Below are 26,669 nucleotides of genomic sequence, written 5' to 3'. Positions count from 1 at the left end.
GGCCCGCGCGGGGCCGCGACCTCTTGCCGGTAATTCCGGCACCCGTGGCGATGATGTTTCTATCCGCGCGGCCCGCGCGGGGCCGCGACCGGTCGTCGGGTGGCCAGACTGCGACAGCAAAGAGTTTCTATCCGCGCGGCCCGCGCGGGGCCGCGACCGCGTTCGTTGCAAGGATGTGATCGGCTTTAAGCCGTTTCTATCCGCGCGGCCCGCGCGGGGCCGCGACGCCAAGCCGGGTCACTGGCGCAGCATCGACGATGTTTCTATCCGCGCGGCCCGCGCGGGGCCGCGACTCGAACAACGGAGCTGGTGCGCGTATAGCGATTTGTTTCTATCCGCGCGGCCCGCGCGGGGCCGCGACGCCAAGCCGGGTCACTGGCGCAGCATCGACGATGTTTCTATCCGCGCGGCCCGCGCGGGGCCGCGACTCGGTCCGTCCAAGCGACTGTTTCTAATGCGTTAGAACCTGTCTTTGTGCGAACCGCGGCGATATTGAACGAATTTCGCCGGTTATGCGACCGCTTGTCGCATAACGAATTGTTTTTCAGCTTTTTAAAGATCGGCGAACCTGCCGGGGTTACTGGGTACGCTTGGGGTTCGCGCGCACGGTGCAGGTGCAGGCTCAGAGAATAAGCGGTGCGTTGAGATCGCGTACCGGTTTGGCGCCGACATGTTCGACACGGCGTTGCCATTCGCGCCCAAGGAAGTAGAAGCGCAGGCTGTCGGTTTCTTCGTCGATGATATCGCACAGACGGCTTTTGAGTTTGACCCATTGGTCGGGTTCGACTTCGATTTCAAATACCGAATACTGTACGCGTTGCCCGTAATCCAGGCAGGCTTTACCGACGCGGCGCAATCGCCGTGGGCCGTCGCTGCTGGTTACGGCGACGTCGTAGCTCACGAGTACCATCATCTGGAGATTGCTCCTTTACCCGCGGATGAACGGTGGGTAGGCGTCGAGGTCGCCGCGTAGGTGGCGGGCGAGCAACTGGGCCTGGATGCTGGGTACGAGTCCGAGCGGTACGCGCTCGTCTAGAAACGGATGGACGAGCTCTTCGCGTTTGCGTTCCTGGTAGGCCGTGAGCACGGTTTTACGTCCGTCTTCGGTGAGCAGCACTGCGCCGCTTTCCGCAACGGAGAAGTCGCGCGCCTTGAGCTGGCGCCGGTTGATTAGCGTGAGCACGAGACGGTCGGCAATCAGCGGACGAAACTCTTCGGCGAGATCGAGCGCCAGGCTGGGGCGCCCGGGCCGGTCGCGGTGCAGAAAGCCGACCGCCGTATCCAGGCCAGTCTGTTCAAGCGCGGAGCGACAGTCGTGTGTGAGTAGGGTGTAGACGAACGAGAGCGCGGCATTGACCCGATCGCGTGGCGGCCGCCGATTGCGCCCGGAAAATTCGAACGCGGGGTCGTCACGATTGATCAGCGCTGGAAAGCTGGCGAAGTAGCGCTGGGCGGCTTCGCCTTCGAACCCGCGCAACACATCCGCATCTTGAGCATCGAGTAGTTTGTTTCTGATGCGCTCAAGCGTGCGGATTGTTGTGTCGAGTGCCTTGCGCTGATTGTCGCTTAGCTGTTTGGCCCGATCGCGTCTTTGTCGGTGCGCAACCGCACGCTGGTTATGAATCTTGCCGATCAACAGATTGCGGATGACGGGCACGCATGTGCTCGGGTCATCGGTTGCGCGGTACTGGGCGCGTCTCAGCAGTACGTTACCGGAGACCGGACCTTCGACACGTGCCTGGAATCGGCCGTTCGGCGTGAAGTAGCTGATCGCGATGCCTTGTTCGCAGCAATACGCCATGAGCGGCGGGGACACCAGCGTGCGCCCAAAACACACCAGGGATTCGAGCATATGGGCGGGCAGGCGGCCGCGCTCTTTGCCTTCGATCATCATGACGATATTGGCGCCGTCCTTCTTGAGCCAGGCACCGTCGCTCGTTACGTAAAGTGTGTTGAGTAGCTTTCTCATGGGCGCGGCGTTAGCTGCTCAGACAGCCAATGGGCGACGCTTTTATGCGCGGACATGGCCCTTGGCCGGCAATCGTCGATCAGCGAGCAGCGATCGCATTTTTTTGCGTCGTAGATCGCGCGGGGTGTTTTGCCTTGGGCAAGCAATTGGGACGTTTCGTAGGCAGTGTTTTCGGTAAGCGTGCGTAGCGCGGAGTCGAAGACGATGTCTTTACGGCGCTTGGTCTGGCCATAGAAAAGCGCGCCGTTTTCGATCGTGACCCCGAGCATTTCTTCCAGACAGAGTGCTTGGGCGCACAACTGTACTTCGTCGGCGCGATGGGCCTTGGGCCGACCGCGTTTGTACTCGATCGGTCGGACGATAGGCTGTTCGCTCGTGTCATCGAACTCGACGACATCGGCATAGCCGATCAGGCCCAATGTTTCGTGCGCCAGCGGCAACGCCATGGCGGTGTGCACGCCGCGGCGTTGTTCGTGCCCGTAGCGGTCCGCGCGTTCGTGCAGTAGCCGGCCTTCGGCGGTATGACGGTTTTCCTGCCAGATGCGCTCGATATGGATGAGCGCGCACTGGCGGTCACAGTACAGATAGTGCTGCAGCGCCGAGATCGGCACGGTGATGCCCGTTTCGCTCATGGCTCAACTAGAGCATTTCCTCGACTGCAACGCCGTCGGGCAAATTATCGCGGTCGATGGTCACGGTGTAATCGGCATAGTGACGAGCCGGCGTATTGGCTTCGCCTTCGACGCGACCGACGTGAACTCGGTCGAATAGCGTATGCGCCGGAGCGTTGCCCAGGGCATTGTCGTGCTTGAACACGATGAGTTTGCGTGCCGACATTTCGCCGCGCGCGGCCGAACGATCATGCTCGAACATGTTGATTAGCGCACGCCAGAGCAGGCCCAGGTCGTCGTCGGAAAACCCGGTACGCTCGGCCAGCTTGGCCGATACATAGCCATGCGCGCGATAGAGGCCATAGGGCACGATATGTTTACGGCCCATGGTGCGTTCTTTCTCGAGATCCTTTTCATTGGTGACGGCCATTCGGGTGATCGACACCTCCATGGGCACGACCGGGTCGATGGAATTGGCAAAGGCCATCTGAACTGGCCCGCGTACCTGGCCCGAGTTGACCTCGGTGGTCATGACGGCACCGAACGTCCGCACGTCGAAGAAATTGCCACACATCCAGGCGGTCAGTTCGCGTGCCTTGGCAACGTCCTTTGGGAGCTTCTTGGGTTCTGGCTTGATATCGAGTGCGTTGTAAGCCTTCTTGTGCTGGTCGTTGAGGACCGATTTTTCCTGCATGTAGATCGCGTAACCGGGCGTGTCCTCCTGTTCGAGTTCCACGTAGTTACGGATCTTGCGCTTGAGGCAGACGTCGGTGACCAGCCCCTGATTGGTTTCCGGATCCAGCCGCGGCATGTTGCCGGCGTCGGGGTCGCCGTTGGGGTTGCCGTTGGTTACGTCGAACAGCAGCACGAATTCATAGCGGTTGGCGATGGCGGTCATTGCGCGTCTCCCTGGTCCTCTGGCGTCTCGGTATTTTCGCTGGGCTTTTTCTTGTTAAAGCGCGCCTGGGTCTGGTGGTAGTAGCCGATCGCGAATCGGCCCTGATCCTCAATCTTCAGGCTCTTCGGTAGCCGCTCGTCCAGGCCATCGACGATCTCGCGGATACTGCGCGAGATAGCGCCGGCGATTGCCTGGTCTTTTTCATTGCCCTTGCGCAGCTTGGCCAGATGATTCTTGACGTTGCGCAATAGCAGCGGGAATACGCTGGCCGGTGTGGCCGACGCCGCGCCGTAGTAACGATCGGCAATCGTGGCGTTGGTGTTCGGGATCGCCCGGGCCTGGGCATTTTCCAGTTCGGCGAACAGCCGGCCCAGCAGATAGCCGGGGTGAGTGGAATGCGGGTCGAGACTCACGGGCATCTCCTCGATTGGTGATTGTTGTCCGGCCGCCAGGCGCGCGTTTCGTGTGAGCACGGCCTTGCATAGTGCGATCCGAATGCCGCTGATATCGCCGTCGTTTCGAAAACGCATGACGAGATTAGACAGTAGCGACTGCGGGTAGCGTTGCCCGGTGAATATGGCCCGGGCGATCTCGCCAGCCAGATGCGGCGGAATGTCCTCTGCCTTGGCGCGGCCGTCGCGGCTGGGGGCAACGGCATACAGCAGACGCCAGATCGGCGGTAGGGCGCCTTTCCAGGGCAGCGGATCCAACATGAGGTCCTGGCGATGGCGAGCGAAGTGACGGGTTAGTTGTTCCAACGTGTTCACGCACCAGAAGCGCACCGACAACCGCGCGGCATTGGGCGCCAGGCCGAGCACAAAGAACTGGGTGTCGCCGGCCAGACCCAGATCGGTTTCGGACAGCGCCGTCCCATTGGCAACCTGCGCGAGCGCGGAACCCAGTCGCGCGGCTTCCTGTGCGTCGGTCGGCGGCTCGTTGAGCGCCTTGAAAAACATTTCGGCTGCCTCGGCCCGGGAGGTGTCGGCGGCCTGGGCCCAGAATACGACCGTCGCATCGCCGATGGTCAGGCGCTGATGATTGTCCTTATTAGTACGCAGCAAGTGATTAAGAGCGGTTGTGTAACCGAAGATCGCATGCTTGGAAATCGAGGCATTCGCGTGTTTCTTGTGCCCATAAGATTCGTAGGCATCGGCATTGAAGGAAACCAGCGAGGCGCCTTGAGATTTCGAGCCGTTGACGCCTTTGATCGGAGGATGGTTGTGTCCGAGATCTTGGATTTCTCCGGTCACTGAGCAGCGCCCCAAAACACCCTCGGTGTCTTGCAAAGACTGAATCCAGATAGCGCGCGCGGCGTTATTTTCGTGCAGATAGTGACGTTTGCCCTCCAGTCGAAAGACAACGTTCGCGTCTAGCACCTCGTCGTTATAGCCGGGCAGCTGATCCAACTGGGATGGACGCCATGTCTCAACGAGACGTAAAAACGCATTCAACTCTGGATCGTCGCTCGACCCAAATAGGGTTTGTTGTCGCTCTTTGAAAAGAGCAAAACGAGCGTTCAATTCCTCACTTTGTTTTGCGACGTCGTCTCTTTTTTCCGCAGTTACTCCTAAAGCGTAGGCGGTTTTGTCCCAGAGAGGATAGGCATGCGGTCCGCTGGTTCTAGCTTTGTCGAAAGGAACGATATGAGATGAGGCCCTCGGCTTTTTAGCCGATATGTCTCGGATGTCATCGAGGGCGAGCGGTCTGCCATCTTGAGAAAACACCAGCGCGTAACTGACGTTCTGTCGGCTGAAGCCGGCAGTTGGCACTTGTCCGGCTGCTGCCAGCCGCTGGTAATAGTCGTTCAGGGCGGTCAGGATCATGCGAGCGCCTCGGCGAACGGCGGCACCTCGATCACCCCATCGACCATGCTCGCGCGAAAGAAGCGCGGCGTCTTGCCATTGGCAAAATCGATATCGTGGAGCATGAGGCCGAATTGCCGTTCGCCGGCCAGCGCGGTATCGACTTCGGGCATGGCGTCGTCCGATTCGACCAATTGGAAGGCGGCTGGAAATTCCCGTGTGCCGAGACACGGCATATGAAAGCACTGGCCCTGCCGCGCACGGCGGTTAAAGATGTCCAGATGCTTGCCGGCGCTGTCGCTGTTATCGGCCCGGGATGTGAATTCGAAGTGCGCTTCAATGACGTAACCGACGTCGCGCAGAATGGTCGAGGCCCGCTGCTGCCGGTTGGTATCGACGTAGTAGCGCAGTTCGTCGGTGCGGCCATTCTTCATGGCCTTGCTGATATGGCCTTTCGGCGTCTTGCCGGCGACTTCGTTGCGACGTATGGACTCGAAGCGAATCGGCTTGAGCACATGGATACGGTCGATGCACCAGCGAATCGCAGGCTTCCAGTGGATTGCCTCCAGAATGCCGCGCGCTGCAGACGGCGTGATCACGTCGTAGGAAAAACGCTCGGTCTTGAGTTCCGGACGGGTGAAACAGGCCCGCTCGCCCCAGACATGTAGCCGTATCCCAAAGCTCATCGTGCTCCCCCGAGCATTTTTCTCGACCCTACCAGAGATTGGACTCCGCCGAGCGATAGGTCGGATCGGACCAGTTCAGCCCCATATTCGGATCGTAGCTATTTGTGTTGAGTTCACTTGGGTGCTCGTCGATCAGTAAGACGAATTGATCGCCGAACCGATCCGGCTCGATGGCCGCGATAACGCCGGCCTGTTCAAGTGCGTGAAAGCCCTTGATCGGCACCTGCACCGTGTAGGGCTGTAGCGTGCGCGCAATGCCGCCAACGCGCTCGGCATGCGACAGATCAGCGATCGCGCGGCGGGCCCGGTCGTCGTAGGGAATGATCACCGATCGTTGCGTGTTTTCGATCAGTCGGTACTTCTGTTCCAGCATGTCGAACGGCAAACCGTCCAGCTGGGCGGTTTCGATCTGGCCGAGTAGGTCGTGCTTGTCGAGTTCTTGTGGGCCTTTCTGCCAGTAGAGCAGTCGGAAGTAGGCAGTGATAGCGGCTGGCGCGAGCGGGGCTTCGCCATGGGCGCGCAGGACTGCGCGCGTGGCCTGGGCGAACTGTTTGAGTTCCGGCGGCGGCGCCCAGTCTTGGTTGGCCGTCGCGAAAATACGGACTTCGCTTTGGTCGCTTTCGCGTCGGCCTTCCCGGTTGCAACGTCCGGCGGCCTGGGCGATCGAGTCCAGACCGGCCTCGGCACGCAGCACCCGCGGAAAATCGATATCGACACCGGCTTCGATGAGCGAGGTCGACACCACGCGACAGGGCGAGCCGGAGGCAAGCACCTCGCGGATTTCGGCCAGAATCTGGCGTCGATGTACGGCACACATCGCCGTGGTCAGGTGATAGGCGCCGGGCGAGTCGGCGATGGATTCGTACAACGCACGCGCGTGCCGACGGTTATTGACGATACACAGTACCTGTTCGCAATCGAGTAATTCTTCGGTCAAGCCATCATCGTCGAGCGTACCGATATGGCGAACCGTCACGCGCTCGAACTGCTGGGCGAGGCTGTGGGGATCGGGTGCCAGCTCGCGCACATCACGGAGCCCGCCGGCAAAACTGTGTGCGGGATTGTCGGTTTCTTCGAGCGCCGGTTGGGTGGCTGTACACAGTACGATGCTGGCGCGATAGTTGAGCGCCAGCTCGTCGAGCGCGGCCACGCTGGGCCGCAGCAAGGCCAGCGGCATCGTCTGTGCTTCGTCAAGAACCACGACGCTGTTTGCGATGTTGTGCAATTTGCGTGCTTTCGATGTTTTCGCGGCGAACAGGCTTTCGAAGAATTGCACGGCCGTGGTGACCACGATCGGCATATCCCAGTTTTCGCTGGCGCGCTTGAGCTTGTCGCGGCTGTGGCGATCTTGGCGGCCGCGGCGGCTGTCGTCGTCGAAGGCGCTATGGTGTTCGAGTACGGCGTCCTCGCCGAACGCGCCGAGGGCGTCGCGAAAAACGGCTGCGTTCTGTTCGACGATGCTGGTGAACGGAATCACATAGATCACGCGATCCATGCCGTGGGCGATGGCATGGTCGAGGGCGAAGGCCAGTGATGCCAGCGTTTTGCCACCGCCCGTGGGTACGGTAAGGCTGAAGTGGCCGGGCGGCTCCGGGGCCGCCGCCCGTACGTGGTGGAGAATGTCGGCGCGTCGTTCGTTGACCGGGCTTTTACGTGCTTTGGCCGCTAGTTCGTCCAGATGGGTATTCAGAGCGTCGCGCAACGTGGACAGGGACGTCGGGTTGCCGCGCTCGGGCGGTGCATCGCCCGCCACGACGGTATAGAACGTCTCGGTTTCGATGAAATCGGCGTCCACAAGGCATGAAAAAAGCATGCGCGTGAGAAACGCCATCTGGAAAAAGGGGCGGTCGCGCCGTTGATGAAAGGCGCCGTCTGGATGTAAAGAGTCTGGTAGCACGAGTTCTTCGCGCCAACGACTACTCAAGGTGGGTAGATCGGCGACCAGGCGATCGGACAGCGGGGTGCGCGTGCCCGCATCCCGTCCGTTGGCCAGGCCCGCATGATGGCCTGCAATCGCATAAGCCAGCAGATGACCGAGGCCGTCGGGGAAACGTGTCTTTGCTTCGAGTGCGCCGGCCGTGGAATGGTCGACGCGTTCGCCACTGCCGCTCAGGCGTCGCTGGAAAGCCGGGCTGTATTTGCCCAGATCGTGCAGAAGCCCTGCCGCGCGCCCGGCATTCTCCCAGCCAAAGCGTGCTGCGCGCTTGGCTGCCAGATCGGCTACGGCCTGTAGATGGTCCGCCAGTCCCTGCCAGTCGCGGGCATCGCTGCACTCCGTGGAATGCGCATAGAACACGCCAGTCCCCCTATCGCCAACGCTCAGTTGCCACCGGAGCAGCCGAAGGCCGCGGAGAGAACCCGAAGCGCGGCAGCGCTTTGGGCGGTCAACTGCAGCGCCTCGTTATGCTCTATTCCCATCGAATAAATACCGGCTGGTCTGCATGGCGCCATGAAAGACGCCTAATATGTCGATATCGCCATTGTGCTTGATCAAATAAACGATTCGATAGTGACCGTACAGCAGAATCCGAATATCTCGGTTTTCTACTCTTTCGTATCTATGCCCAATTTCTGGGTGCGATATCAGCACTTGCGCTCGTTAATATATCCCATTGACGACCGACGCTGCGGCCGATGGGTTATCTTGCGATATGTAGTCGTAGATATCACGTAGCCAAAGCCCGGCTTCGCGCGTCCAGTTTATTGTTGCCAAAACTTGATCCGATGCTGCATTTCATCGTTCGATATCGTTTTGCCGTCATCGGAATCGGCTATTCCCCGCTGCACCATCAACTCGAAAGCAAGCTCGCGTATCAGCTCTTCCTTAGAGGTATCGGCCGGTTGCGCTGCAAGGAATTGCTCTAGGTCTTCTTTAGCGGTGGCCATTGCACACTCCGGTATTGAATCTCGACGAGCAGTTTAACTCCTAGCAACGGATAACATAACGCGTACTGATGGGGTGAAATTACGTGGCCGGGCCGGTTTTGTCGAAGCAGCGTCTAAATTAAAATCCGCGTCGCCGCTCGACCAGAGCCCGCGACCGCTGATCGGGCTCAAGGCTGCATGACCACCTTGATGCAGTTGTCGCGCCGGGCCTGAAACATGTCGTAGGCCTCGGGCGCCTGATCCAGGCGCATGCGGTGGGTGATCACGAAGCTCGGGTCGATATCACCGCGCTCGACGTGGTCCATCAACGGCTTGAGATAGTGCTGTACATGGGTCTGACCGGTCTTGATAGTGAGCGCCTTGTTCATCAGTGCGCCGATTGGGATCTTGTCGGCGATGCCGCCGTAGACGCCGGGAATGGATACCGTGCCGGCCTTGCGGCAGGCCATGATCGCCTGGCGAAGCACGATCGGGCGCGCGGTTTCCATCTGCAGGCTTTGCTTGATGTTGTCGTACCAGTATTCGGGACCCACGCCGTGGGCTTCCAGGCCGACCGCGTCCACGCAGATGTCCGGTCCGCGCCCGGCGGTCATGTCGCGCAGGGCTTCGACGATCTGCAACGTATTGCCGACGTCGCGTGGGTTGAGCGTTTCCGCGCCGTGTTGCCTGGCGGCCATGTCGAGGCGTTCGTTGACGGTGTCGATGGCGATCACACGGGCCGCGCCGAGCATTTTGGCGCTGGCGATGGCGAACTGGCCCACCGGGCCGCAGCCCCAGATGGCCACCGTATCGCCGGGCTGCATATCGCACTGGGCGATGGCCTGATAGCCGGTGGGAAAGATATCGGTGAGAAACAACGCCTGTTCGTCGGACACCGATTCCGGTACGACCATCGGGCCGACGTCGGCATAGGGCACGCGCACATACTCCGCCTGGCCGCCCGCATAGCCGCCGAGGATATGGGTATAACCGAACAGCCCGGAAGGCGACTGGCCCCACATCTTTTCTGCTATGCCCGCGTTCGGGTTGGAGTTGTCGCACAGCGAGTGGTAGCCGCTGTCGCAGAAGAAACACTGGCCGCAGGCGATGGTGAACGGTACGACCACGCGATTGCCGATCGACAGATTGGTGACCGCTGACCCCAGCTCGACGACTTCGCCCATGAATTCGTGGCCGACGATATCGCCGGCCTGCATACCGGGCATGAAACCGCCGTAGAGATGCAGGTCAGAGCCGCAAATCGCGGTCGAGGTGATCTTGATAATGGCATCGCGCGGATTGAGAATCTGCGGATCGGCCACGTTATCCACGCGCATGTCCTGCGCGCCGTGCCAGCATACGGCTTTCATCGGGCCACTCCTTCTCGGGTCGAGACATGAATTGCGCCGGTGGGTACTTCGCCGGCTTCCATCACCTGTTTGAAGTGACGCAGATCCTCGCGCACCGCTTCGCGCGACAGGGCGTTGACGAACCCCAGCGGGGCGGCGGCCAGCAGGCCGTGCGGCAACTCGTAGCGTAGCTTGAGTTCGACCTGGGTGCCGCGTCCGCCCGGCGCCTCGACGAACCGAATCTCGCCGGTCTGGGGCACATCAGCGCCTTCGAGACTGCGCCAGACGATCCGTTCGCCGGGCACGTCCTCGACGATTTCGGCCTCCCATTCGTAGGTGCCGCCCAGGGGTGTTTCCGCTTGCCAGCGCGAGCGGCCGTCAGCCAGATTCTCGACTGCGGTAATGGAGGTCATGATCGCGGGCAAGCGGGTGAAATCGCGCCAGTACGCATACAGCTCTTCGCTCGGGCGGGCGATGGTGACGGCCGCCGACAGTTCGAGCGGCCCGGCTCGATGGCCGGTCAGGGTGCGCTCGGCGCCTTGCATGAGCGAGCGGCCGGTGCCCTTGAGCCCGCGCCCGGTCGAGGCGCGATAGGCCAGATAACCACTGAACGCGCCCAGCACCAGACCGGAGAGGCCGCCGCGACGCATGCCCACCATGAGCGAACCCACGCTTGCGGCCAGCGCCAGTGCGCGCTGTTTTTCGCGCTCTCTTGCACTGTCCAGATGTGAATCGTCGTTGCTGCGATAGTCGATCGGCCGGTGTGAGGTCATGCGCGCGCTCCATGCGATTGGCGAGCCTCAATGTAGCGCGCTGCGCATGAGAACGCGTCGGTGGAAGTCCTGACATGATTTCGGCGTGGCCGGGGTTACACTCGGCTAGGGTTCGACTGACTCACGCGTCGGTCGAATCACTCGAATACGGGCGGCCACGGCTTGCCGGGTGCTGGCTGGCCGGTGGGCCCGCCGATTTTGCAAAGGCTCTGAAGAGCTCTGGAGAGGTTATGGATACGGGACTCGAACGCCGCAACGGCCGGCCGCTGACTGCATCGCGCGTCGTGGATGAAGTTTGTCGGCATCCGGTGATTACCGGCGCAGCGGTGGTGGGTACGGCGGTCGTACTCGGCGCGCTGCTTCACTATGGCCCGGCGCCGCGCAGACGGCGCTCGCTTTTCGAGCGGGTTCGCGCTTCCCTGCGCTCGCTGTTCGACTGACGCGCCCCGGCTTCTGCCGTCCGCCTGAAGCCGAGAACGAAAAAGCCCCGGCCGAATAATCGACCGGGGCTTTTTTCGTGCCGTCGAGGCAGCGGGCTATCAGGCCAGCTTGCGGTGCTTGGCCTTGGCCGAGCCTTCCGAGGCGCTGCCCAGCCGGCGCTTGCGGTCGGCTTCGTAGTCCTGGTAATTGCCTTCCAGGAACACGACGTCGTCGTCCTCGAACGCCAGGATATGCGTGGCGATACGGTCGAGGAACCAGCGATCATGCGAAATCACCAGCACCGCGCCCGGGAACTGCAAGAGCGCTTCTTCGAGCGCACGCAGGGTTTCCACGTCCAGATCGTTCGTCGGTTCGTCGAGCAGCAGGGTGTTGCCGCCTTTCTGCAACAGCTTGGCCAGTTGGAGGCGGTTGCGTTCACCACCGGAGAGTTCGGATACGCGCTTTTGCTGATCCGAGCCCTTGAAGTTGAAGCGCCCGATATAGGCCCGCGACGGAATCTCGTAGTTGCCAATCTGCAGGATATCCTGCTCGTTGGAGACTTCCTGCCAGACGGTCTTGTCGGAGTTGAGCTCTTCTCGGGACTGGGTCACATAGGCCAGGTCGACCGTATCGCCTACGCGGATTTCACCCGAATCCGGCTCTTCTTCGCCGTTGAGCATACGAAACAGCGTCGTCTTGCCCGCGCCGTTGGGGCCGATGATGCCCACGATCGCGCCTTGCGGCACCTTCAGCGAGACATCTTCATAGAGCGTACGGTCGCCATAGGACTTGGTGACGTTGTTCATCTCGAACACGAGATCGCCCAGGCGCGGCCCCGGCGGGATATAGATTTCGTTGGTCTCGCTGCGCTTCTGATATTCCTTGGACTGCAGTTCCTCGAACTGCTTCAGGCGCGCTTTGGACTTGGACTGGCGGCCCTTGGCGTTCGAGCGTACCCATTCCAGCTCGGCCTTGATGGCTTTCTGGTGCGCGTCTTCGGATTTCTGCTCCTGTTCGAGGCGCTTTTCCTTCTGTTCCAGCCAGGAGGAATAGTTGCCCTCGTAGGGAATGCCGTGGCCGCGGTCAAGTTCCAGAATCCAGCCGGCGACGTTGTCCAGGAAATAGCGATCATGGGTCACAGCCACGACCGTGCCCGGGAAGTCCTTCAAAAAGCGTTCAAGCCAGGACACGGATTCCGCGTCGAGATGGTTGGTGGGCTCGTCGAGCAGGAGCATGTCCGGCTTGGACAGCAGCAGTCGGCACAGCGCCACACGACGGCGCTCGCCGCCCGAGAGCTTGGATACGTCGGCGTCCCACGGCGGCAGGTTGAGGGCTTCACCGGCACGATCCAGCGTGTTGTTGATCTCCCAGCCGTCGGCGGCGTCGATGGCTTCCTGCAGCTCGGCCTGTTCGGTGAGCAGGGCATCGAAGTCGGCGTCCGGGTCGGCGAAGGCTTCGCTGATTTCGTTGAAGCGGGCCAGCTTGTCGGCGATATTGCCCAGGCCTTCCATGACGTTGCCGCGTACGTCCTTGGATTCGTCCAGCTGCGGCTCCTGCGGCAGATAGCCGATATTGATGCCGGGCATCGGCCGCGCCTCGCCTTCGATCTCGGTATCGATACCGGCCATGATGCGCAGCAGCGTGGACTTGCCGGCGCCGTTGTAGCCGAGCACGCCGATCTTGGCGCCCGGGTAGAAGGACAGATAGATATCCCGAAGGATATGTTTTTTCGGCGGCACGACCTTGCCGACGCCGTTCATCGTGTAGATGTACTGAGCCATGGTTTCGCGGGCCTGTGTCAAAGGGTCGTCAGTGTAAGCCAACACGCGGTGCGACTGAATGCCGAATCAGCGCAATCGCGCGAGGATTATGTGTCCGGGCAAATATCCTTATTCCGGATCAGTCTAAGAAAGCGTCTTTAAAATAACGCAATCACGCTTATCATAAGCGCCATTCGTAGTCGCGCGCTGCGATGCGCCGCTCGTGGCGTGAGTCGCGCGAACCAATTCAAACGAGGTAGCAGCATGCAAGTCGATGTCGCCAAAGCCAATGCCGAACTCGCCGGCAAGCATCCCAAGGAAATCGTCGAATGGGCGGTGGGCCTCAGTGGCAAGACCATCGTCACCACCAACTTCGGCCCGGACGAGGCGGTGATCCTGCATCTGGCGACCCAGGTCCAGCCGGATATGGACGTGGTCTGGATCGATTCCGGCTATGCCACGCGCAAGACGTACCTGTTCGCCGAAAAGCTCATCGAAGACCTCAAGCTGAATATTCACGTGTTCAACCCGCTGTCCTCGGCGGCGCGCCGCGATGCGCTGATGGGCATTCCGGATGTGGATGATCCGCAGCACGAAGAATTCACCCGTCAGGTCAAGCTGGAGCCCTTCGGCCGGGCCATGGAAGCGATGGCGCCGGATGTGTGGCTGACCGCGGTACGTCGCGATCAGACCGAATTCCGCAAGAACATGGATATCGTCTCCCAGGACAAGCCGGGCGGCGTGGTCAAGGTCGCGCCGGTGCTGGAATGGACCGCCGACGACATGGCGGCCTATCGCGAGAAGCACGGCCTGCCCAACGAAACCAACTACTACGATCCGACCAAGGTGCTGGGCAACCGCGAATGCGGCCTGCATAACCGCTTTACGGCATAGTCGGGTCTTTTAAAGTGCCGCTGTACTAGCGGCGCACAACGAAAAAGGTCGCAGGCGTTTCGCCTGCGGCCTTTTTTGTGCGCACTCGATCAGGGATACGAACCGGCACGTGTGTTGACGCGCCGATTCCGTCAGCTAATCCGTCTTTCGTGCGTCTACGCGTTTCGTCGCGTCCATTTGCGGACTGTCGTCTGCAAGCGATCAGAACGCAGGCGAATCGATCGAGATCGTCGCCGTGTTCTCTACCGCGGTCTCGCTTTCGGGGGCGGTGGGCGACTTGCCTTCGTCCAGTGCCGGTGGTTCCTGTGCGGTACGGTTGTTGGTCATCCAGGTGAGGATGTCGAAATAGGCCCGGATATTGCCCACATACGTGGCGGCTTCATGCCCGCGCGCGTAGCCATAGCGGGTCTCGGAAATATAGCGTTCCTGGGTGAGCCAGGGCAGCGCATCGCGTAGGTTCACCCACAGATTCGGGTCGCGTCCGCGATCTTCGAGCAGGCGGCGTGCGTCCATTACGTGCCCGTAGCCGATGTTGTAGGCGGCCAAAGCGAACCATGTCCGGTCGGGCTGCTGGATCTCTTCGGGCATGCGTTCGAGCATGCGTACGAAATAGCGTGCACCGCCGTCGATGCTCTGGGCCGGATCGCGCCGGTTGGTGACGTTCATGTCGGATGCGGCGGCGCGTGTAAGCATCATGATGCCGCGCACGGTCGTGGGGCTGACCGCGTTCTTGTCCCAGTGGGACTCCTGATAGCCGATCGCGGCGAGCAGGCGCCAGTCCAGGCCGTATTCCTCGCCGGCGCGCTTGAAATAGTCTTCCCACAGGTGCAGGCGGTTATCGACCTGGCGGGCGAACTCGTGCCCGCCCACAAAACCCAACCGTTTGACGTGGCCGAAGTAACGATCACGCAGAATATGCAGGCGGCCGTTTTCCTTGACCTGCTCGAGAAAGGCGATCGCTTCGTTATAGAGCGTGTTGTCGCCGCCCATGTCGCCCCGACCCGGCATGGCCCAGGCCGTATGTTGGCGTACCTCGTCGAGGCTGAATGCCACGCGCAGGTTGGGGTAGTAGCGCTGGTTCATGTCGACGATGTCCGCGCTTGCGATCGTCGCCGCGAGATCGCCGGCGGCCACCCGGTCCATCAGTTCTTCGGTATTGGCCTGCTCGTCGACCGTGAATTCGATATCCGGTCGATTCGCGCGCAGCCAATCGGCAAACGCCGTATGCGCCGGTAACACCAGATCGCCGGACAGGTCGGCGAGTTTCCTGGGTTTATGTTTGTAGACGCGATAGACCACTTCCAGCTTGGCTTCATCGTAGGGGGGCGTGAAGCGCGCTTTTTCCCGGCGCGGCTCGCTGACCGCGACGCCTACGCCGATATGCGCATGCCCGGAGGCGACCGCGTCGATCACGGCCTGCTGGTCTGGCATGACGACCATATCGAAGCGCAGCCCAAGCGACTGCGCGAACTCGCGGATCAGATCGTATTCGAAACCGGTGGGGCCATCGGCGTCCAGATAGTAGGTGGTGGCCGAGTTGACCGTGGCCACGCGCAGCGTGCCGAGCGTGTCGATTTGTTCGAGCAGGCCGGGGCGTTCGATGCACGTTGCCAGCCCCAGCGTCAGCGCGGCGATCGTAATCAGCTGCAGGAGGCGCAGCAATTCGCGCAATCCGCTCATTGCGCGCAGCACCGCATTAGGCGCCAGGAGGGGCGTCGGGACGAAATCGTGGTCATGGCATCAGGCTATCTTGCACACAAGTCTTGGGAAAGCCGTCTTAATCATTTAACATACGCGACTTCGCAATAAGCCGGCGGCCAGCGTACCCCGCTAAAGCGCCAGCAGGCTGAACGAGTTTCAGGAGAGGTACCGAAGCGGTCATAACGGCACCGACTCGAAATCGGTTGGGGGCTAACCGCCCCACGTGGGTTCGAATCCCACCCTCTCCGCCATCTTTTGACCCCCTGGACCGGCCCTGCCATGTCGTCAGCAGACTCCAAGCAGCGTCTCTACCGCGTGGCCTTCTTCAACCAGGGTGAAGTCTACGAAGTATTCGCGCGCTCGGTGTCCCAGGGCGCGCTGTTCGGGTTCGTCGAAATCGAAAAGCTCGTCTTCGGCGAGCGCTCGTCGGTGGTCATCGACCCGGCCGAGGAAAAGCTCGCCAACGAGTTCGCCGACGTCGAGCGCTCCTATATCCCCATGCATTCGGTGATCCGTATCGACGAGGTCACCCGCCGCGGCACGGCCAAGGTCACGCCGGCCGATAGCGATAGCAAAGTGCGTCCGTTCCCTGTTTATACACGCCAGGGCCCCGGCGGCGGTGGTCAGGGCAATCGCTAGTGCGGCATCTCGTGAAGCGCGTATGAGCCAGGCCAACGCAAGCATGCGTTTCGCGCTGCTGGGCAGCGGCAGCAAGGGCAATGCGCTGGTCGTCGAATACGCCAACACCCGGTTGCTGATCGATTGCGGCTTTTCTGCGCGAGAAATGGAGCGCCGGCTGGCGCGCCTGGAGCTCACGCCGGCGGATATCGATGCGCTGGTCATCACTCACGAGCACGACGACCACTGGCGTGGCGTGTCGCGTTTTTCGCGCCGCCACAACATCCCGGTGTGGCTCACGCCCGGTACCCAGGCGGCCAAGGCGACCGATGTACTCGCGACGACCGAGCTGTATTCCCCGCACGAACCGTTCGCGATTGGCGATCTCGAACTGTTTCCTTATCCGGTCCCCCACGACGCGCGCGAACCCGCGCAGCTGGTGGTGGGCAACGGCGACAAGCGGCTGGGCATTCTGTCCGATATCGGCTACGCGACGCCGCATGTGCGCGAGATGGTCGATGCCTGCGATGCGCTGGTGCTCGAATGCAACCACGACCCGGAACTGCTGGCCATGGGCCCGTATCCGGCATCGCTCAAGCGGCGTGTGGCCGGCAAGCTCGGGCATCTGAGCAACAACCAGGCCGCCGAACTGCTCACACAAATCGATGCCACGAGCCTGCAGCAGCTGGTCGTGGCGCATATCAGTGAATCCAACAACCGCCCAGAACTGGCCCAGGCGGCGCTTGCCCAAGCGCTGTCGACCACGGCCGACTGGGTGCATGTGGCTAATCAAAGCGAGGGTCTGTCGTGGCGCAGTCTGGTCAACCGGTAGGCGAACACGCGATCGCTGCCGTGGAAATCATCGTCGGTAAGCCGGCGTTGGCGGAATTCGAACTCGAACGTCTGCGCGGTGGTCTGTCCGGCGCGGGCATCGACGTAGCCAGCCTGGTGGCCCGCGAAGTATTCGTCGCGGCGTTCAAGCGCACGCCCAGTGATGACGACCATGCGCGCCTGCGGGCGTTGGTGGGTGTCGATGCGGGCGACGACATGCCCGACGGCGTGATCGCGATTCCACGCCTGGGCACGGTCTCGCCCTGGTCCACCAAGGCTGAGGATATTGCGCGCAACAGCGGTCTGGATGCGCTTTCGCGCCTGGAACGCGGTGTGGTGTTCTCGTTCGGCAGCGCACCGGATTTCGAGGCCCTGGCGCAAAGCGGCGTGCTGCACGATCCGATGACGCAGTCGCTGCTGCCCAATGCCGAACGCCTGCCGCGGTTGTTCGATACGCTCGCCCGGCGCGGTCTGCGCCGTGTGCCGCTGGCGGCCGAGGGCGTCACCGCACTGCAGTCTGCCAATCGCGACTGGGGTCTGGCGCTGGCCGACGAGGAAATCGAATACCTCGCCGAGCAATACCGCGCGCTCGATCGCGACCCGACCGACGTCGAGCTGATGATGTTCGGCCAGATCAACTCCGAGCACTGCCGGCACAAGATCTTCAACGCCGAATTCACTGTCGACGGCGAGACCCGCGCCAAGTCGCTGTTCGACATGATTCGCGACTCGCACCGCGCCCGCCCCGAGGGCGTGCTTTCCGCCTATCGCGATAACGCCGCGGTCATCGAAGGCCATAGCGCGACCCGCCAGCTGGTCGGCGCGGATCGCGTCTATCGCTTGCACGAAGAACCCGTGCATATCCTGATGAAGGTGGAGACCCATAACCACCCGACCGCGATCGCCCCCAATCCCGGTGCGGCGACGGGCGCGGGCGGCGAGATTCGTGACGAGGCCGCGACCGGCCGGGGCGGCAAGCCCAAGGCCGGTTTGAGCGGTTTCTCGGTATCGGATCTGCGCCTGCCGAACGATATCCAGCCCTGGGAAACCGACGACAGCCGGCCGCCACAGGTCGCCACGCCGCTCGACATCATGCTCGAAGGCCCGATTGGCGCGGCGCGCTACAACAACGAGTTCGGCCGTCCGGCGCTGGGCGGCTATTTCCGCAGCTTCCAGTACCAGTCGGAAGAAACCGGCCTGCGCGGCTATCACAAGCCGATCATGATCGCCGGCGGCATGGGCAACGTCCGGCCCGGCGACGTGGAAAAGCATGCGGTGCCGGTCGATGCCGCGCTGATCGTGCTCGGCGGCCCGGCCATGCTCATCGGTCTCGGCGGCGGGGCGGCCTCGTCGATGGCGAGCGGCACGTCCTCGGCCGAACTCGATTTCGCCTCCGTACAGCGCGCTAATCCGGAAATGGAGCGCCGCTGCCAGGAAGTCGTCGAGGGCTGTATCGCGCTGGGCGAGGGCAACCCGATCGCCTCGATTCACGACGTGGGCGCGGGCGGGCTGTCCAATGCGCTGCCCGAAATCATCGACGCCGACGATCGCGGCGGGCGTATCCGCCTGCGCGACGTGGACGCGGCGGATGTGAGCCTGTCGCCGATGGAAATCTGGTGCAACGAATCGCAGGAGCGCTACGTGCTCGCGATCGCGGCCGACCGGCTCGATGCGTTCGAAGCGCTCTGTGCCCGCGAGCGTTGCCCCTATGCCGTGGTCGGCACCGCCACCGCCGAGCCCCAGCTGACCGTCGAAGACGAAGAAGCCGACCGCGATGATGCGCGCTATCCGGTGGACATGCCCATGGGCGTGCTGCTCGGGCGCACGCCGCAGATGCAGCGCGATGTCGAACACCAGCCGCTCGATTTGCCCGCCTGGGATCACAGCGCGATCGACGTTGCCGAGGCCGTCGAGCGCGTGCTGCGCGTGCCCAGTGTGGCCAGCAAATCGTTCCTGATTACCATTGGCGATCGCAGCGTGGGCGGTATGACCGCACGCGATCAGATGGTCGGCCCCTGGCAGGTGCCGGTCGCCGATGTGGCCGTTACCACCACCGCTTATACCGGCGACACCGGCGAGGCGATGGCCATGGGCGAACGTACGCCGTTGGCCCTGATCGATGCCGCCGCGTCCGGCCGGATGGCCGTGGCCGAGGCGGTGACCAATATCGCCGCGGCACGTATCGACAAGCTCACCGATATCCGCCTGTCCGCCAACTGGATGGCGGCCTGCGGCGAGCCGGGTGAAGACGCGCGGCTCTACGACACCGTCCAGGCCGTGGGCGAACAGCTTTGCAGCGAACTGGGTCTTGCGATTCCGGTGGGCAAGGATTCGCTGTCCATGCGCAGCGTCTGGCGCGACGACGACGGCAACGAGCGGCGCATGAGCGCGCCGCTGTCATTGATTGCCTCGGCGTTCGCGCCGGTGAGTGCGGCGCGTGCCACGCTCACGCCGCAGCTTTTGGCACCCAGCCAGGCCAAGACCGCGCTCGTACTCGCCGATCTGGGCAACGGCAAGAATCGTTTGGGCGGTTCGGCTTTTGCCCAGGCGTATGGCGCCCTTGGCAACGTCACCCCCGACCTGGATCGGCCCAAACAGCTGCGCCAGTTCTTCGCCGTCGTTCAGCGCCTGGCCGGCGAGAACCGGATCAAGGCCTATCACGACCGTAGTGATGGGGGCCTGCTGGCCTGTCTCGCCGAAATGGTGTTCGCCGGTCGGGTAGGCGCGCATATCGCGCTCGACGACCTGGGCGATGACGTCTTGGCCGCGCTGTTCAACGAAGAGCTGGGTGCGGTGCTACAGGTCGGCGCAGACGATGCCTCGGTGGTCGTGGGCGAACTGCGTGCCGCGGGTTTGACCGCGCATAAGATCGGCACGGTCACCGCCGAGCCGGGGCTTGTGGTACGCCATGCCGGCAGCACGATCTACGAAAACACCCGCGCCGCGCTCGAACGCAGCTGGGCGGCGACCAGCCATGCCATGGCCGCACTGCGCGACGATCCCGACAGCGCACAGCAGGCGTTTGATGCTCTGCTGGACGACGGCGATCCGGGGTTGGTCGCCGAGCCGTCGTTCGATCTGAGCGAAGACCCGGCCGCGCCGTTCGTGAACACGACACGCCCGCGGGTGGCGATTCTGCGCGAGCAGGGCGTGAACGGCCATAACGAAATGGCCTGGGCCTTTTCGCGGGCCGGGTTCGAGGCCGTCGATGTGCATATGAGCGAAATCGCGGCCGGTCGCGATCTGTCCGATATGCAGGGCCTGGCCGCCTGTGGCGGCTTTTCCTACGGCGACGTGCTCGGCGCCGGCCAGGGCTGGGCCAAATCGATTCTGTTCAACGCCGGTGCACGGGCGGCCTTTGCCGACTTCTTCGAACGCGACGAGACGTTCACGCTGGGCGTATGCAACGGCTGCCAGATGCTCGCCGCACTCGCCGAGATCATTCCCGGCACCGAGGCCTGGCCCCGGTTCGTGGCCAATGCGTCGCGCCAGTTCGAAGGGCGGACCAGCGGCGTGGAGATTCTGCAATCCAAGGCGATTCTGCTCGACGGCATGGCCGGTACGCGGGTCCCGATTGCCGTGGCCCACGGCGAAGGCCGTGCCGAATTCGCTGATCCCAATGATCTGGACATGCTGGCCGCGAACGGGCAGGTCGGCATGCGCTATGTCGATGGGCGTGGTGCGGTGGCGACTTCGTATCCGGCCAATCCGAACGGCTCGCCGCAGGGTGTGACCGGTTTGTGCAACGCTGATGGCCGTGTGTTCATCACCATGCCGCACCCCGAGCGCGTCACGCGCAGCGTGAATCTGTCCTGGGCACCGCGTGGCTGGGGCGAGCTGAGCCCCTGGGCGCGTCTGTTCGGCAACGCACGGCGTTTCGTCGGCTGATGGATTTCGCCATCGCCCTAATAGCGGTAGCTTTCGGTTGGTTGTTATCGCAGCTCACTGAGGTGAGCAAAAATTTCCGGGCGGGCTATATATATAAAAAAGACTTGTTACTTGAGTTGGAGGATATCGAAAAACAGCTTGAGAGAACGGTACTTATATTGTCGAGACATCTTCAATTTTATTCACATAGATCTATAGAGCCTGCCTCATTTAGGGCGATACCTAATACATACTTCAGCGAATATTTTCATAGCGCGTTCCGCCATCTGAATAGGGAGCAACGCATATCATTTCAAATGATCCACAGTGCCGTGGATGATCTGAATGAAAAGTCGAAAAAAATAGAAAGTTTTATAGAAAAATCCATTGAAGAGTATGTGGGGGCAATCACAATCGCTCGTACGAACGAGCTGGTGGAAATATACGGAAGTATGATCACCGCAGCTTATAAAACTGCCCAAGTAGCTAGGTGGCATATCCATTACCACCGCGAAAATAGCGCGGCCCCAACGCTAGATATACTAGGCGAGCAACACAAAAACTATTTGAAATTCGTACAGAGCTTACAGCAACAGATTGACGAAATTGTGATCAAGGCCAAGGATTTTAGTTTAGATGATCTTAAGAAAGGCTACTATTCTTAGAGTGACTTGGCGCGTCTGAATTTCGGGTTGGTTGAAAATCGTAGCGTGCGTGTTTGAACTTGCCCCAATATTTGGGCACGGGTGTTCAACGGTTTGTGGAGCCGTACGTACGCGCACATTAATTACGGAACATGAATTCAGCGGCTGGTCATGGACCGTCAGATCGGGCTAGTGGCGCCCAGTCCAGCAATTATTTGGAAGTCACTAAGTTCATTCTGTGTTTCCGTCATATAAGTTACGAAGATCCTTGCGCGATACCTTGCCGATGGCGTTACGCGGGATCGCGTCGACCACGCGCGTGTCGTTCAAGCGCTGAAACTTGCCCAGGCGTTCGTTGGCCCAGGCCTTAATTGTTTCGGCGTCCATATTCGCGCCCGCTGCCAGGGTAACGAACGCGACCGGCGTTTCGCCCCATTGCGCGCTCTCGACACCGAACACGGCCACATCGGCCAACGCTTCGTTTTCACGCAGCACCGCCTCGATATCGCTGGGGAAGATATTGAAGCCGCCGGAGATGATCGTCTCCTTGGCCCGGCCGACGATGGATAGAAAGCCGTCCTCGTCGAAGTAGCCGATATCGCCGGTGCGGATGAAGCGCGCGCCGGTGTCGGGCTCGTACCATTCGGTGGCACGGGTACGTTCGGCGTCGCCGTGATAGCCGCGCATGATGAAACCGGAATGGCCGACGATTTCCCCGACGCGGGTGCGTTCGATCTCCACGCCTTGCTCGTTGATGATGCGCAGCTCGTGGCCCGGCATGGGCTGACCGACGGTATGCAGTTTGTCGGGGTGTTCGTCGGCGACCAGCATGCAGCTGCCGCCGCCTTCGGTCATGCCATAGAACTCGAGCAGACCGCCCGGCCAGCGTTCGAGCACCTCGGCCTTGAGTTCGGCGCCGAACGGCGAACTGGTGCAGCATTTGACTTGAAAGCTGGACAGGTCGGTACGATCGAAATCCGGGTGATCGAGCAGCCGCCGATACTGCACGGGCACGAGCATGGCATGGGTAACGCGGTGCTGTTCGGCCAGGGCCAGAAAGCGTGCGGCATCGAATTTGGGCATCAGTACCAGCGTGCCGCCGGCCGCCAGCGCCGGCATGAAACTCACCAGCGTGGTGTTCGAATACAGCGGGGTGGAGACCAGCGTGACCGAGGATTCGTCGTAGAGCTTGACCACGCCGCCGGCGATCTGCGGCCAGCGCAGGCGGTTGGTGTGCACGATGCCCTTGGGCGCGCCGGTGGTGCCGGAGGAATAGATGATGTTGAAGATCGTGTCCGGGTCGGGCTCGATCGGCTCGGGTACGGCGCTCTCATCGGCCAGCCAGCGGCTGAATGGGGTATAGGCCGTTTCGCTGTTAATGCCCACTGGCTGGATCTGTACGCGCTCGGCGAGTGCAGGCTGGGCATTGCGGCCATAGTCGTCGACGAAGGCGAAGCGCGCGCCGCTGTTGTCGAGCATTAGGCCGAGGGCCTCGGCGGTACTCGACGGCGCCAGCGGCGCAAACGAGCCGCCGGCGCGTAGTGCGGCGAGCATGACCACGACATAGTCGATGCTGTTCGCGGCGCACAGGGCGACGACGTCGCCCGGCGTGAAGCCGTCGCGCTGGAGCGCGGCGACCGCACGATCGACAAGCCCGTCCAGTTCACCGTACGTAACGCTGTTTTCGGCGTCGATCAGCGTAACGGCGTCGGGCCGGGCGCTCGCGTGTTCATGCACACGGCCGGGCAGGGTGCCGAATTCGTCGATGGCCGTGGTCGGGGCGTAACTGGACATAAACTCTCCTCGTGCAAGCACGCCGATCATTGCCGACGTTTTAATCTTTTCGCTGCGAAGTCTTACACGCCGCAAACGCGGTCGCAATTGGAATGAAATGGCGTTTCATCCTGGTGCGCGGTGTGACGGACTCGCAGCGCAGCAGGTCAGCGATTGGTCCGCAAACGAAGCGTGGTTCATTTGCATAGCCATACAGGGAAGGCGTTGCGTCACAAGATGTGTCCGCGCATAAACGCCAATGAACGCGAATGTCACTCGGCGTTGGCAGGCTTGGCAGCATCGCTGTTTCAAGCGCCACGCCGGTACCGCCGCGCGGAATACCGCCGTCTGTGTGGCCGTCACGGCGATACCACGCCGCGTGTCGCTGACTTGCATTAGCGTTTCTTCGCGTTCATTTGCGGACAAGATTCCTCCGCGAGCGAAGTCGAGTGAAACCCAGACGTCAGCGATTCGATTCGCGCGTGGCGCTATGCCGACGATCCGCGCGCAAGGGCGAGGATACGGCGGGCTACAGCGAAATGCGGTTGGTCGACCATGCGGCCGTCGAGTTGAAAAGCCGCCGTATCGGGATTTTCATCGACCAGTGCCTGAACTCGCGATGCCCAATCCAGGGCGGCCACACTCGGCGCGAGGCCGCGGTGTAGAGTGTCGAGCTGGGCCGGGTGGATGGCCATCTTCGCGGTAAAGCCGAGGTCGCGGGCGTAGTCGCATTCGTGTTCCAGAGCATCGAGATCACGAAAGTTGGCGCTGATCGCGTCGATGGGCTCGACATCGGCCGCCGCGGCCATGAGCAAACAGTGGCGCTGCATGGCGGCTGTGAGTGCGGCATGCGCGTCGGTTGTGCCGGCAATCGGCGGTCGCGCCAGAGCCGCCGACATATCCTCCATGCCCCAACTATAACCGCGTAGCCGTGTATGGCCGCGTGCCAGGCTGGCTGCCTGCTCGCCGACGACCGCCGCCGGGCTTTCGGTGATGATGCCGACGATGCCGATCGGATCGTGGCCCAGCGCGTCGCGTGCTTCCAGCGCGTCCAGCCAGGCACTCATACGTTCAAGCTGGCTATGGCATTCCAGCTTGGGATGGACAATACCGGCAACGCGGGCCAGCGGCAGGGCCGCGAGCTCGGCCAGGGCGAGGGCCGGATCGCTGGCATTCACCCGTACCCACAGCGCCGGGCCGGTCGGTTGCGCCTCGCGTGACTGAAGAAATTCGACCGTAGTAGTCAAAGCTTCGCGCTTGCGGCTGGGGGCGACAGAATCTTCCAGATCCAGAATCAGCGCGTCCGCGGGCGAATCGATCGCCTTGTCCATCTTGTGCGCCGAATCGCCGGGAACGAAAAGATAAGACCGCGGGCCAGACACGGGCGTGTTCATGCCGATGCCTGCGTGGGCGCACGGCGCATCATCGCCTGGCGCCGGCAGTTGGCGACCTCGGTGCCGTCCTGCTTGAACGCGCGATGGATGAAGTCGACGATGCCGACCTCCGGACGTGAGCGGCTTTCACGCAGGCCGGCGACTTCCGTGACCACATTCACGGTATCGCCATGAAACAGCGGCGCTGGAAACCGGGTGTCACTCATGCCGAGGTTGGCCACGGTCGTGCCCAGCGTTGTGTCGTTCACCGAAATGCCGATCATCAGGCCGAGCGTGAACAGGCTGTTCACCAGCGGCTGGCCGAATTCCGTCTGCGCCGCGAAATCACGGTCGATATGCAGCGGCTGCGGGTTCATGGTCATGCCGCAGAACCACATGTTGTCTGCTTCGGTCACGGTTCGGGTAAGTTCGTGTTCGAAGCGCTGGCCCTCGTGGAACTGCTCGAAATAAAGACCGGGCATGGGACTCTCCTTTGAATTATTCGTGACTGCTGTCGTGTTCTTGCGGCAGATATAGCGCACCGGCCGCGACCAGATTATCGATAGTGGCATCGTCCATACCGTATTCATGCAGTACCTTGCGGCCGTCGACGCCCAGACGCGGTGCCGGTATGTCGGTATGGGAAGGCGCGCCCAGAAATCGTAGCGGCTGGCGTACGGTATTGATCGCGCCTTCGGTGGGGTGATCGACCCGCTGGAAGAAATCCACGGCAGCCAGATGCGGGTCATCGAGCAGATCCTCGAGTCGATTGACCGGCCCGCAGGGTATGTCGAGCCGTCTGAACTCGGTCAGCCATTCGGCTGACGTGCGTGCCGGCGTGGCTTCGGCGAGTACCGCATAAAGCTCGCCGATCCGTTCGCTGCGTCGTGATGCGTCGCATACCCAGTCGGCGTCGGCGAGATCGTTGCGGCCGATCAGACGCAGGAACTTCACCCAATGGCGGGTCGAATACGGCAGCGCAGCAATATAGCCGTCGGCGGTACGGTGCGGCCGGCGATGCGGCGAGGTGAGCCGGTCATAGCGCAGCGTGCCTTCGGCCGGTTCGAATACATGCCCGGACAGATGCTCGACGAGCATGAACGACGCCAGACTCTCGAACATCGCGGCTTCGACCGCCATCCCGCGGCCGGTGCGCTCGCGCGAAAGCAGGGCACCGAGAATACCGGCCAGCGCATACAACCCGGCGACCTTGTCGGTGAGAATCGTTGGTAGCAGTTGTGGCTCGGCCGCGGGGTCGATATTCATCGAGGCAAAGCCGGTCATCGACTGGATTACATCATCGTAGGCCGGGTCGTTCGCATAGGGGCCATCGCTGCCGAAACCGACGGCCGCGCAATAGATCAGGCGTTCGTTGAGTGCAGCGAGACGTTCATAGCCCAGATCGAGGCGCTCGATCGCCTTCGGACGCATGTTGTGCAGGAACACGTCTGCATCCGCGACCAGCCGATCGAGCATCGCGCGCCCCTCGGCGCTCTTGAGATCGAGCGATAGCGAGCGTTTGTTGCGATTGAGATTGAGATAACCGGCGCCCATACGTGGGCTGCGTGCCGGTGCGGCTGCTCGAAAGATATCGCCGTCCGGCGATTCGATCTTGATCACATCGGCCCCGAAATCGGCAAGCATCTGCGATGCGAACGGGCCGAACACGACCGTGCTCAGGTCGAGCACGGTGATGCCTTTCAACAATTCGAACATTCGACAATCCCTGCGATTCGGTCGGACCCGGCGGCGATCAGATATCCGGCCGCACGCTGGTCTGTTTCGCCGCCGAGTCTTGCACGATCCTTTTTTAGCTGCAATAATTTTTGAAATGA

The 26,669-nt window shown here is 61.8% G+C and carries 23 protein-coding genes, 1 tRNA gene and 1 CRISPR repeat array; of the genes, 7 read left to right on the top strand and 17 right to left on the bottom strand.

Annotation, left to right across the window (positions count from 1 at the left end; genetic code table 11):
• Window positions 1-55: 55 nt before the first annotated feature.
• Window positions 56-428: a CRISPR direct-repeat array (repeat unit 34 nt; unit sequence GTTTCTATCCGCGCGGCCCGCGCGGGGCCGCGAC).
• Between the two features lie 194 nt (window positions 429-622).
• The 11 genes from cas2 to SSPSH_RS14935 form a co-directional block, all read right to left on the bottom strand.
• Window positions 623-913 carry a CRISPR-associated endonuclease Cas2 gene (gene cas2 / locus SSPSH_RS14980; RefSeq protein WP_006915296.1) on the bottom strand — a complete coding sequence of 97 codons (291 nt, stop codon included), beginning with the start codon at window positions 911-913 and terminating at the stop codon, window positions 623-625.
• Window positions 914-928: 15 nt separating this feature from the next.
• Window positions 929-1,969, bottom strand: a complete 1,041-nt coding sequence (gene cas1c / locus SSPSH_RS14975; RefSeq protein ID WP_006915297.1) for a type I-C CRISPR-associated endonuclease Cas1c — start codon at window positions 1,967-1,969, stop codon at window positions 929-931.
• Window positions 1,966-2,601 carry a CRISPR-associated protein Cas4 gene (cas4, locus tag SSPSH_RS14970; protein ID WP_006915298.1) on the bottom strand — a complete coding sequence of 212 codons (636 nt, stop codon included), beginning with the start codon at window positions 2,599-2,601 and terminating at the stop codon, window positions 1,966-1,968. The genes cas1c and cas4 overlap by 4 nt, the downstream gene beginning before the upstream one ends.
• Window positions 2,602-2,608: 7 nt before the next feature.
• Entirely contained in the window at window positions 2,609-3,478 is an 870-nt protein-coding gene (gene cas7c / locus SSPSH_RS14965; RefSeq protein ID WP_006915299.1) for a type I-C CRISPR-associated protein Cas7/Csd2, read from the bottom strand.
• Entirely contained in the window at window positions 3,475-5,301 is a 1,827-nt protein-coding gene (cas8c, locus tag SSPSH_RS14960) for a type I-C CRISPR-associated protein Cas8c/Csd1 (RefSeq protein WP_021031848.1), read from the bottom strand. Before cas8c ends, cas7c begins: the two co-directional genes overlap by 4 nt.
• Window positions 5,298-5,966, bottom strand: a complete 669-nt coding sequence (gene cas5c / locus SSPSH_RS14955; RefSeq protein WP_006915303.1) for a type I-C CRISPR-associated protein Cas5c — start codon at window positions 5,964-5,966, stop codon at window positions 5,298-5,300. The genes cas8c and cas5c overlap by 4 nt, the downstream gene beginning before the upstream one ends.
• A 28-nt stretch (window positions 5,967-5,994) precedes the next feature.
• Window positions 5,995-8,262 (bottom strand): CRISPR-associated helicase/endonuclease Cas3, encoded by a 2,268-nt coding sequence (locus tag SSPSH_RS14950; RefSeq protein WP_006915304.1) that lies wholly within the window; start codon window positions 8,260-8,262, stop codon window positions 5,995-5,997.
• 105 nt (window positions 8,263-8,367) lie between these two features.
• A complete protein-coding gene (locus SSPSH_RS19940) occupies window positions 8,368-8,556 on the bottom strand; it encodes a type II toxin-antitoxin system RelE/ParE family toxin (RefSeq protein ID WP_202962187.1) in 189 nt (62 codons plus the stop codon).
• Window positions 8,557-8,666: 110 nt separating this feature from the next.
• Window positions 8,667-8,852: a hypothetical protein gene (locus tag SSPSH_RS14945; RefSeq protein ID WP_006915305.1), complete on the bottom strand. Its 186-nt coding sequence runs from the start codon at window positions 8,850-8,852 to the stop codon at window positions 8,667-8,669.
• 167 nt (window positions 8,853-9,019) lie between these two features.
• Window positions 9,020-10,201, bottom strand: a complete 1,182-nt coding sequence (locus tag SSPSH_RS14940; RefSeq protein WP_006915306.1) for a zinc-dependent alcohol dehydrogenase — start codon at window positions 10,199-10,201, stop codon at window positions 9,020-9,022.
• Window positions 10,198-10,953 carry an SRPBCC family protein gene (locus SSPSH_RS14935; protein WP_006915307.1) on the bottom strand — a complete coding sequence of 252 codons (756 nt, stop codon included), beginning with the start codon at window positions 10,951-10,953 and terminating at the stop codon, window positions 10,198-10,200. The genes SSPSH_RS14940 and SSPSH_RS14935 overlap by 4 nt, the downstream gene beginning before the upstream one ends.
• A 230-nt stretch (window positions 10,954-11,183) precedes the next feature.
• Here SSPSH_RS14935 and SSPSH_RS14930 point away from each other — a divergent pair, with 230 nt between their 5' ends.
• On the top strand, window positions 11,184-11,393 hold the full coding sequence (locus SSPSH_RS14930; protein ID WP_006915308.1) for a hypothetical protein: 210 nt from the start codon (window positions 11,184-11,186) through the stop codon (window positions 11,391-11,393).
• Window positions 11,394-11,492: 99 nt separating this feature from the next.
• On the opposite strand, the gene ettA is transcribed toward SSPSH_RS14930, so the two are convergent.
• Window positions 11,493-13,154: an energy-dependent translational throttle protein EttA gene (gene ettA / locus SSPSH_RS14925; RefSeq protein WP_006915309.1), complete on the bottom strand. Its 1,662-nt coding sequence runs from the start codon at window positions 13,152-13,154 to the stop codon at window positions 11,493-11,495.
• A gap of 243 nt (window positions 13,155-13,397) precedes the next feature.
• Here ettA and SSPSH_RS14920 point away from each other — a divergent pair, with 243 nt between their 5' ends.
• On the top strand, window positions 13,398-14,027 hold the full coding sequence (locus SSPSH_RS14920) for a phosphoadenosine phosphosulfate reductase domain-containing protein (RefSeq protein ID WP_006915313.1): 630 nt from the start codon (window positions 13,398-13,400) through the stop codon (window positions 14,025-14,027).
• A gap of 201 nt (window positions 14,028-14,228) precedes the next feature.
• On the opposite strand, the gene mltF is transcribed toward SSPSH_RS14920, so the two are convergent.
• On the bottom strand, window positions 14,229-15,707 hold the full coding sequence (gene mltF, locus SSPSH_RS14915) for a membrane-bound lytic murein transglycosylase MltF (protein WP_006915316.1): 1,479 nt from the start codon (window positions 15,705-15,707) through the stop codon (window positions 14,229-14,231).
• 180 nt (window positions 15,708-15,887) lie between these two features.
• Here mltF and SSPSH_RS14910 point away from each other — a divergent pair.
• The 5 genes from SSPSH_RS14910 to SSPSH_RS14890 all read left to right on the top strand — a co-directional run bounded on the left by SSPSH_RS14910 (window position 15,888) and on the right by SSPSH_RS14890 (window position 21,709).
• Window positions 15,888-15,979, top strand: a tRNA-Ser gene (locus SSPSH_RS14910).
• 28 nt (window positions 15,980-16,007) lie between these two features.
• Entirely contained in the window at window positions 16,008-16,367 is a 360-nt protein-coding gene (locus SSPSH_RS14905; protein ID WP_006915318.1) for a DUF1820 family protein, read from the top strand.
• A gap of 22 nt (window positions 16,368-16,389) precedes the next feature.
• Entirely contained in the window at window positions 16,390-17,178 is a 789-nt protein-coding gene (locus SSPSH_RS14900) for an MBL fold metallo-hydrolase (protein ID WP_006915320.1), read from the top strand.
• A complete protein-coding gene (purL, locus tag SSPSH_RS14895; protein WP_006915322.1) occupies window positions 17,154-21,065 on the top strand; it encodes a phosphoribosylformylglycinamidine synthase in 3,912 nt (1,303 codons plus the stop codon). The genes SSPSH_RS14900 and purL overlap by 25 nt, the downstream gene beginning before the upstream one ends.
• On the top strand, window positions 21,065-21,709 hold the full coding sequence (locus SSPSH_RS14890; RefSeq protein ID WP_006915324.1) for a hypothetical protein: 645 nt from the start codon (window positions 21,065-21,067) through the stop codon (window positions 21,707-21,709). The genes purL and SSPSH_RS14890 overlap by 1 nt, the downstream gene beginning before the upstream one ends.
• Window positions 21,710-21,919: 210 nt before the next feature.
• On the opposite strand, the gene SSPSH_RS14885 is transcribed toward SSPSH_RS14890, so the two are convergent.
• The 4 genes from SSPSH_RS14885 to SSPSH_RS14870 all read right to left on the bottom strand — a co-directional run bounded on the left by SSPSH_RS14885 (window position 21,920) and on the right by SSPSH_RS14870 (window position 26,550).
• Complete coding sequence (locus SSPSH_RS14885) at window positions 21,920-23,482, bottom strand: class I adenylate-forming enzyme family protein (protein ID WP_006915326.1); 1,563 nt, start codon at window positions 23,480-23,482, stop codon at window positions 21,920-21,922.
• A 467-nt stretch (window positions 23,483-23,949) separates the two neighbouring features.
• On the bottom strand, window positions 23,950-24,855 hold the full coding sequence (locus SSPSH_RS14880) for an HpcH/HpaI aldolase/citrate lyase family protein (RefSeq protein WP_006915328.1): 906 nt from the start codon (window positions 24,853-24,855) through the stop codon (window positions 23,950-23,952).
• The gene (locus tag SSPSH_RS14875; protein ID WP_006915330.1) at window positions 24,852-25,316 is read right to left on the bottom strand and encodes a MaoC family dehydratase; all 465 of its coding nucleotides are present in this window, start codon (window positions 25,314-25,316) and stop codon (window positions 24,852-24,854) included. Before SSPSH_RS14875 ends, SSPSH_RS14880 begins: the two co-directional genes overlap by 4 nt.
• A 16-nt stretch (window positions 25,317-25,332) precedes the next feature.
• Window positions 25,333-26,550: a CaiB/BaiF CoA transferase family protein gene (locus tag SSPSH_RS14870; protein ID WP_006915332.1), complete on the bottom strand. Its 1,218-nt coding sequence runs from the start codon at window positions 26,548-26,550 to the stop codon at window positions 25,333-25,335.
• Window positions 26,551-26,669: the final 119 nt, after the last annotated feature.

The organism is Salinisphaera shabanensis E1L3A (genome assembly GCF_000215955.2).
GTDB lineage: Bacteria > Pseudomonadota > Gammaproteobacteria > Nevskiales > Salinisphaeraceae > Salinisphaera > Salinisphaera shabanensis.
Note: the sequence above shows the minus strand (reverse complement) of the source record. Positions and strands in the feature narration are given on the sequence as shown.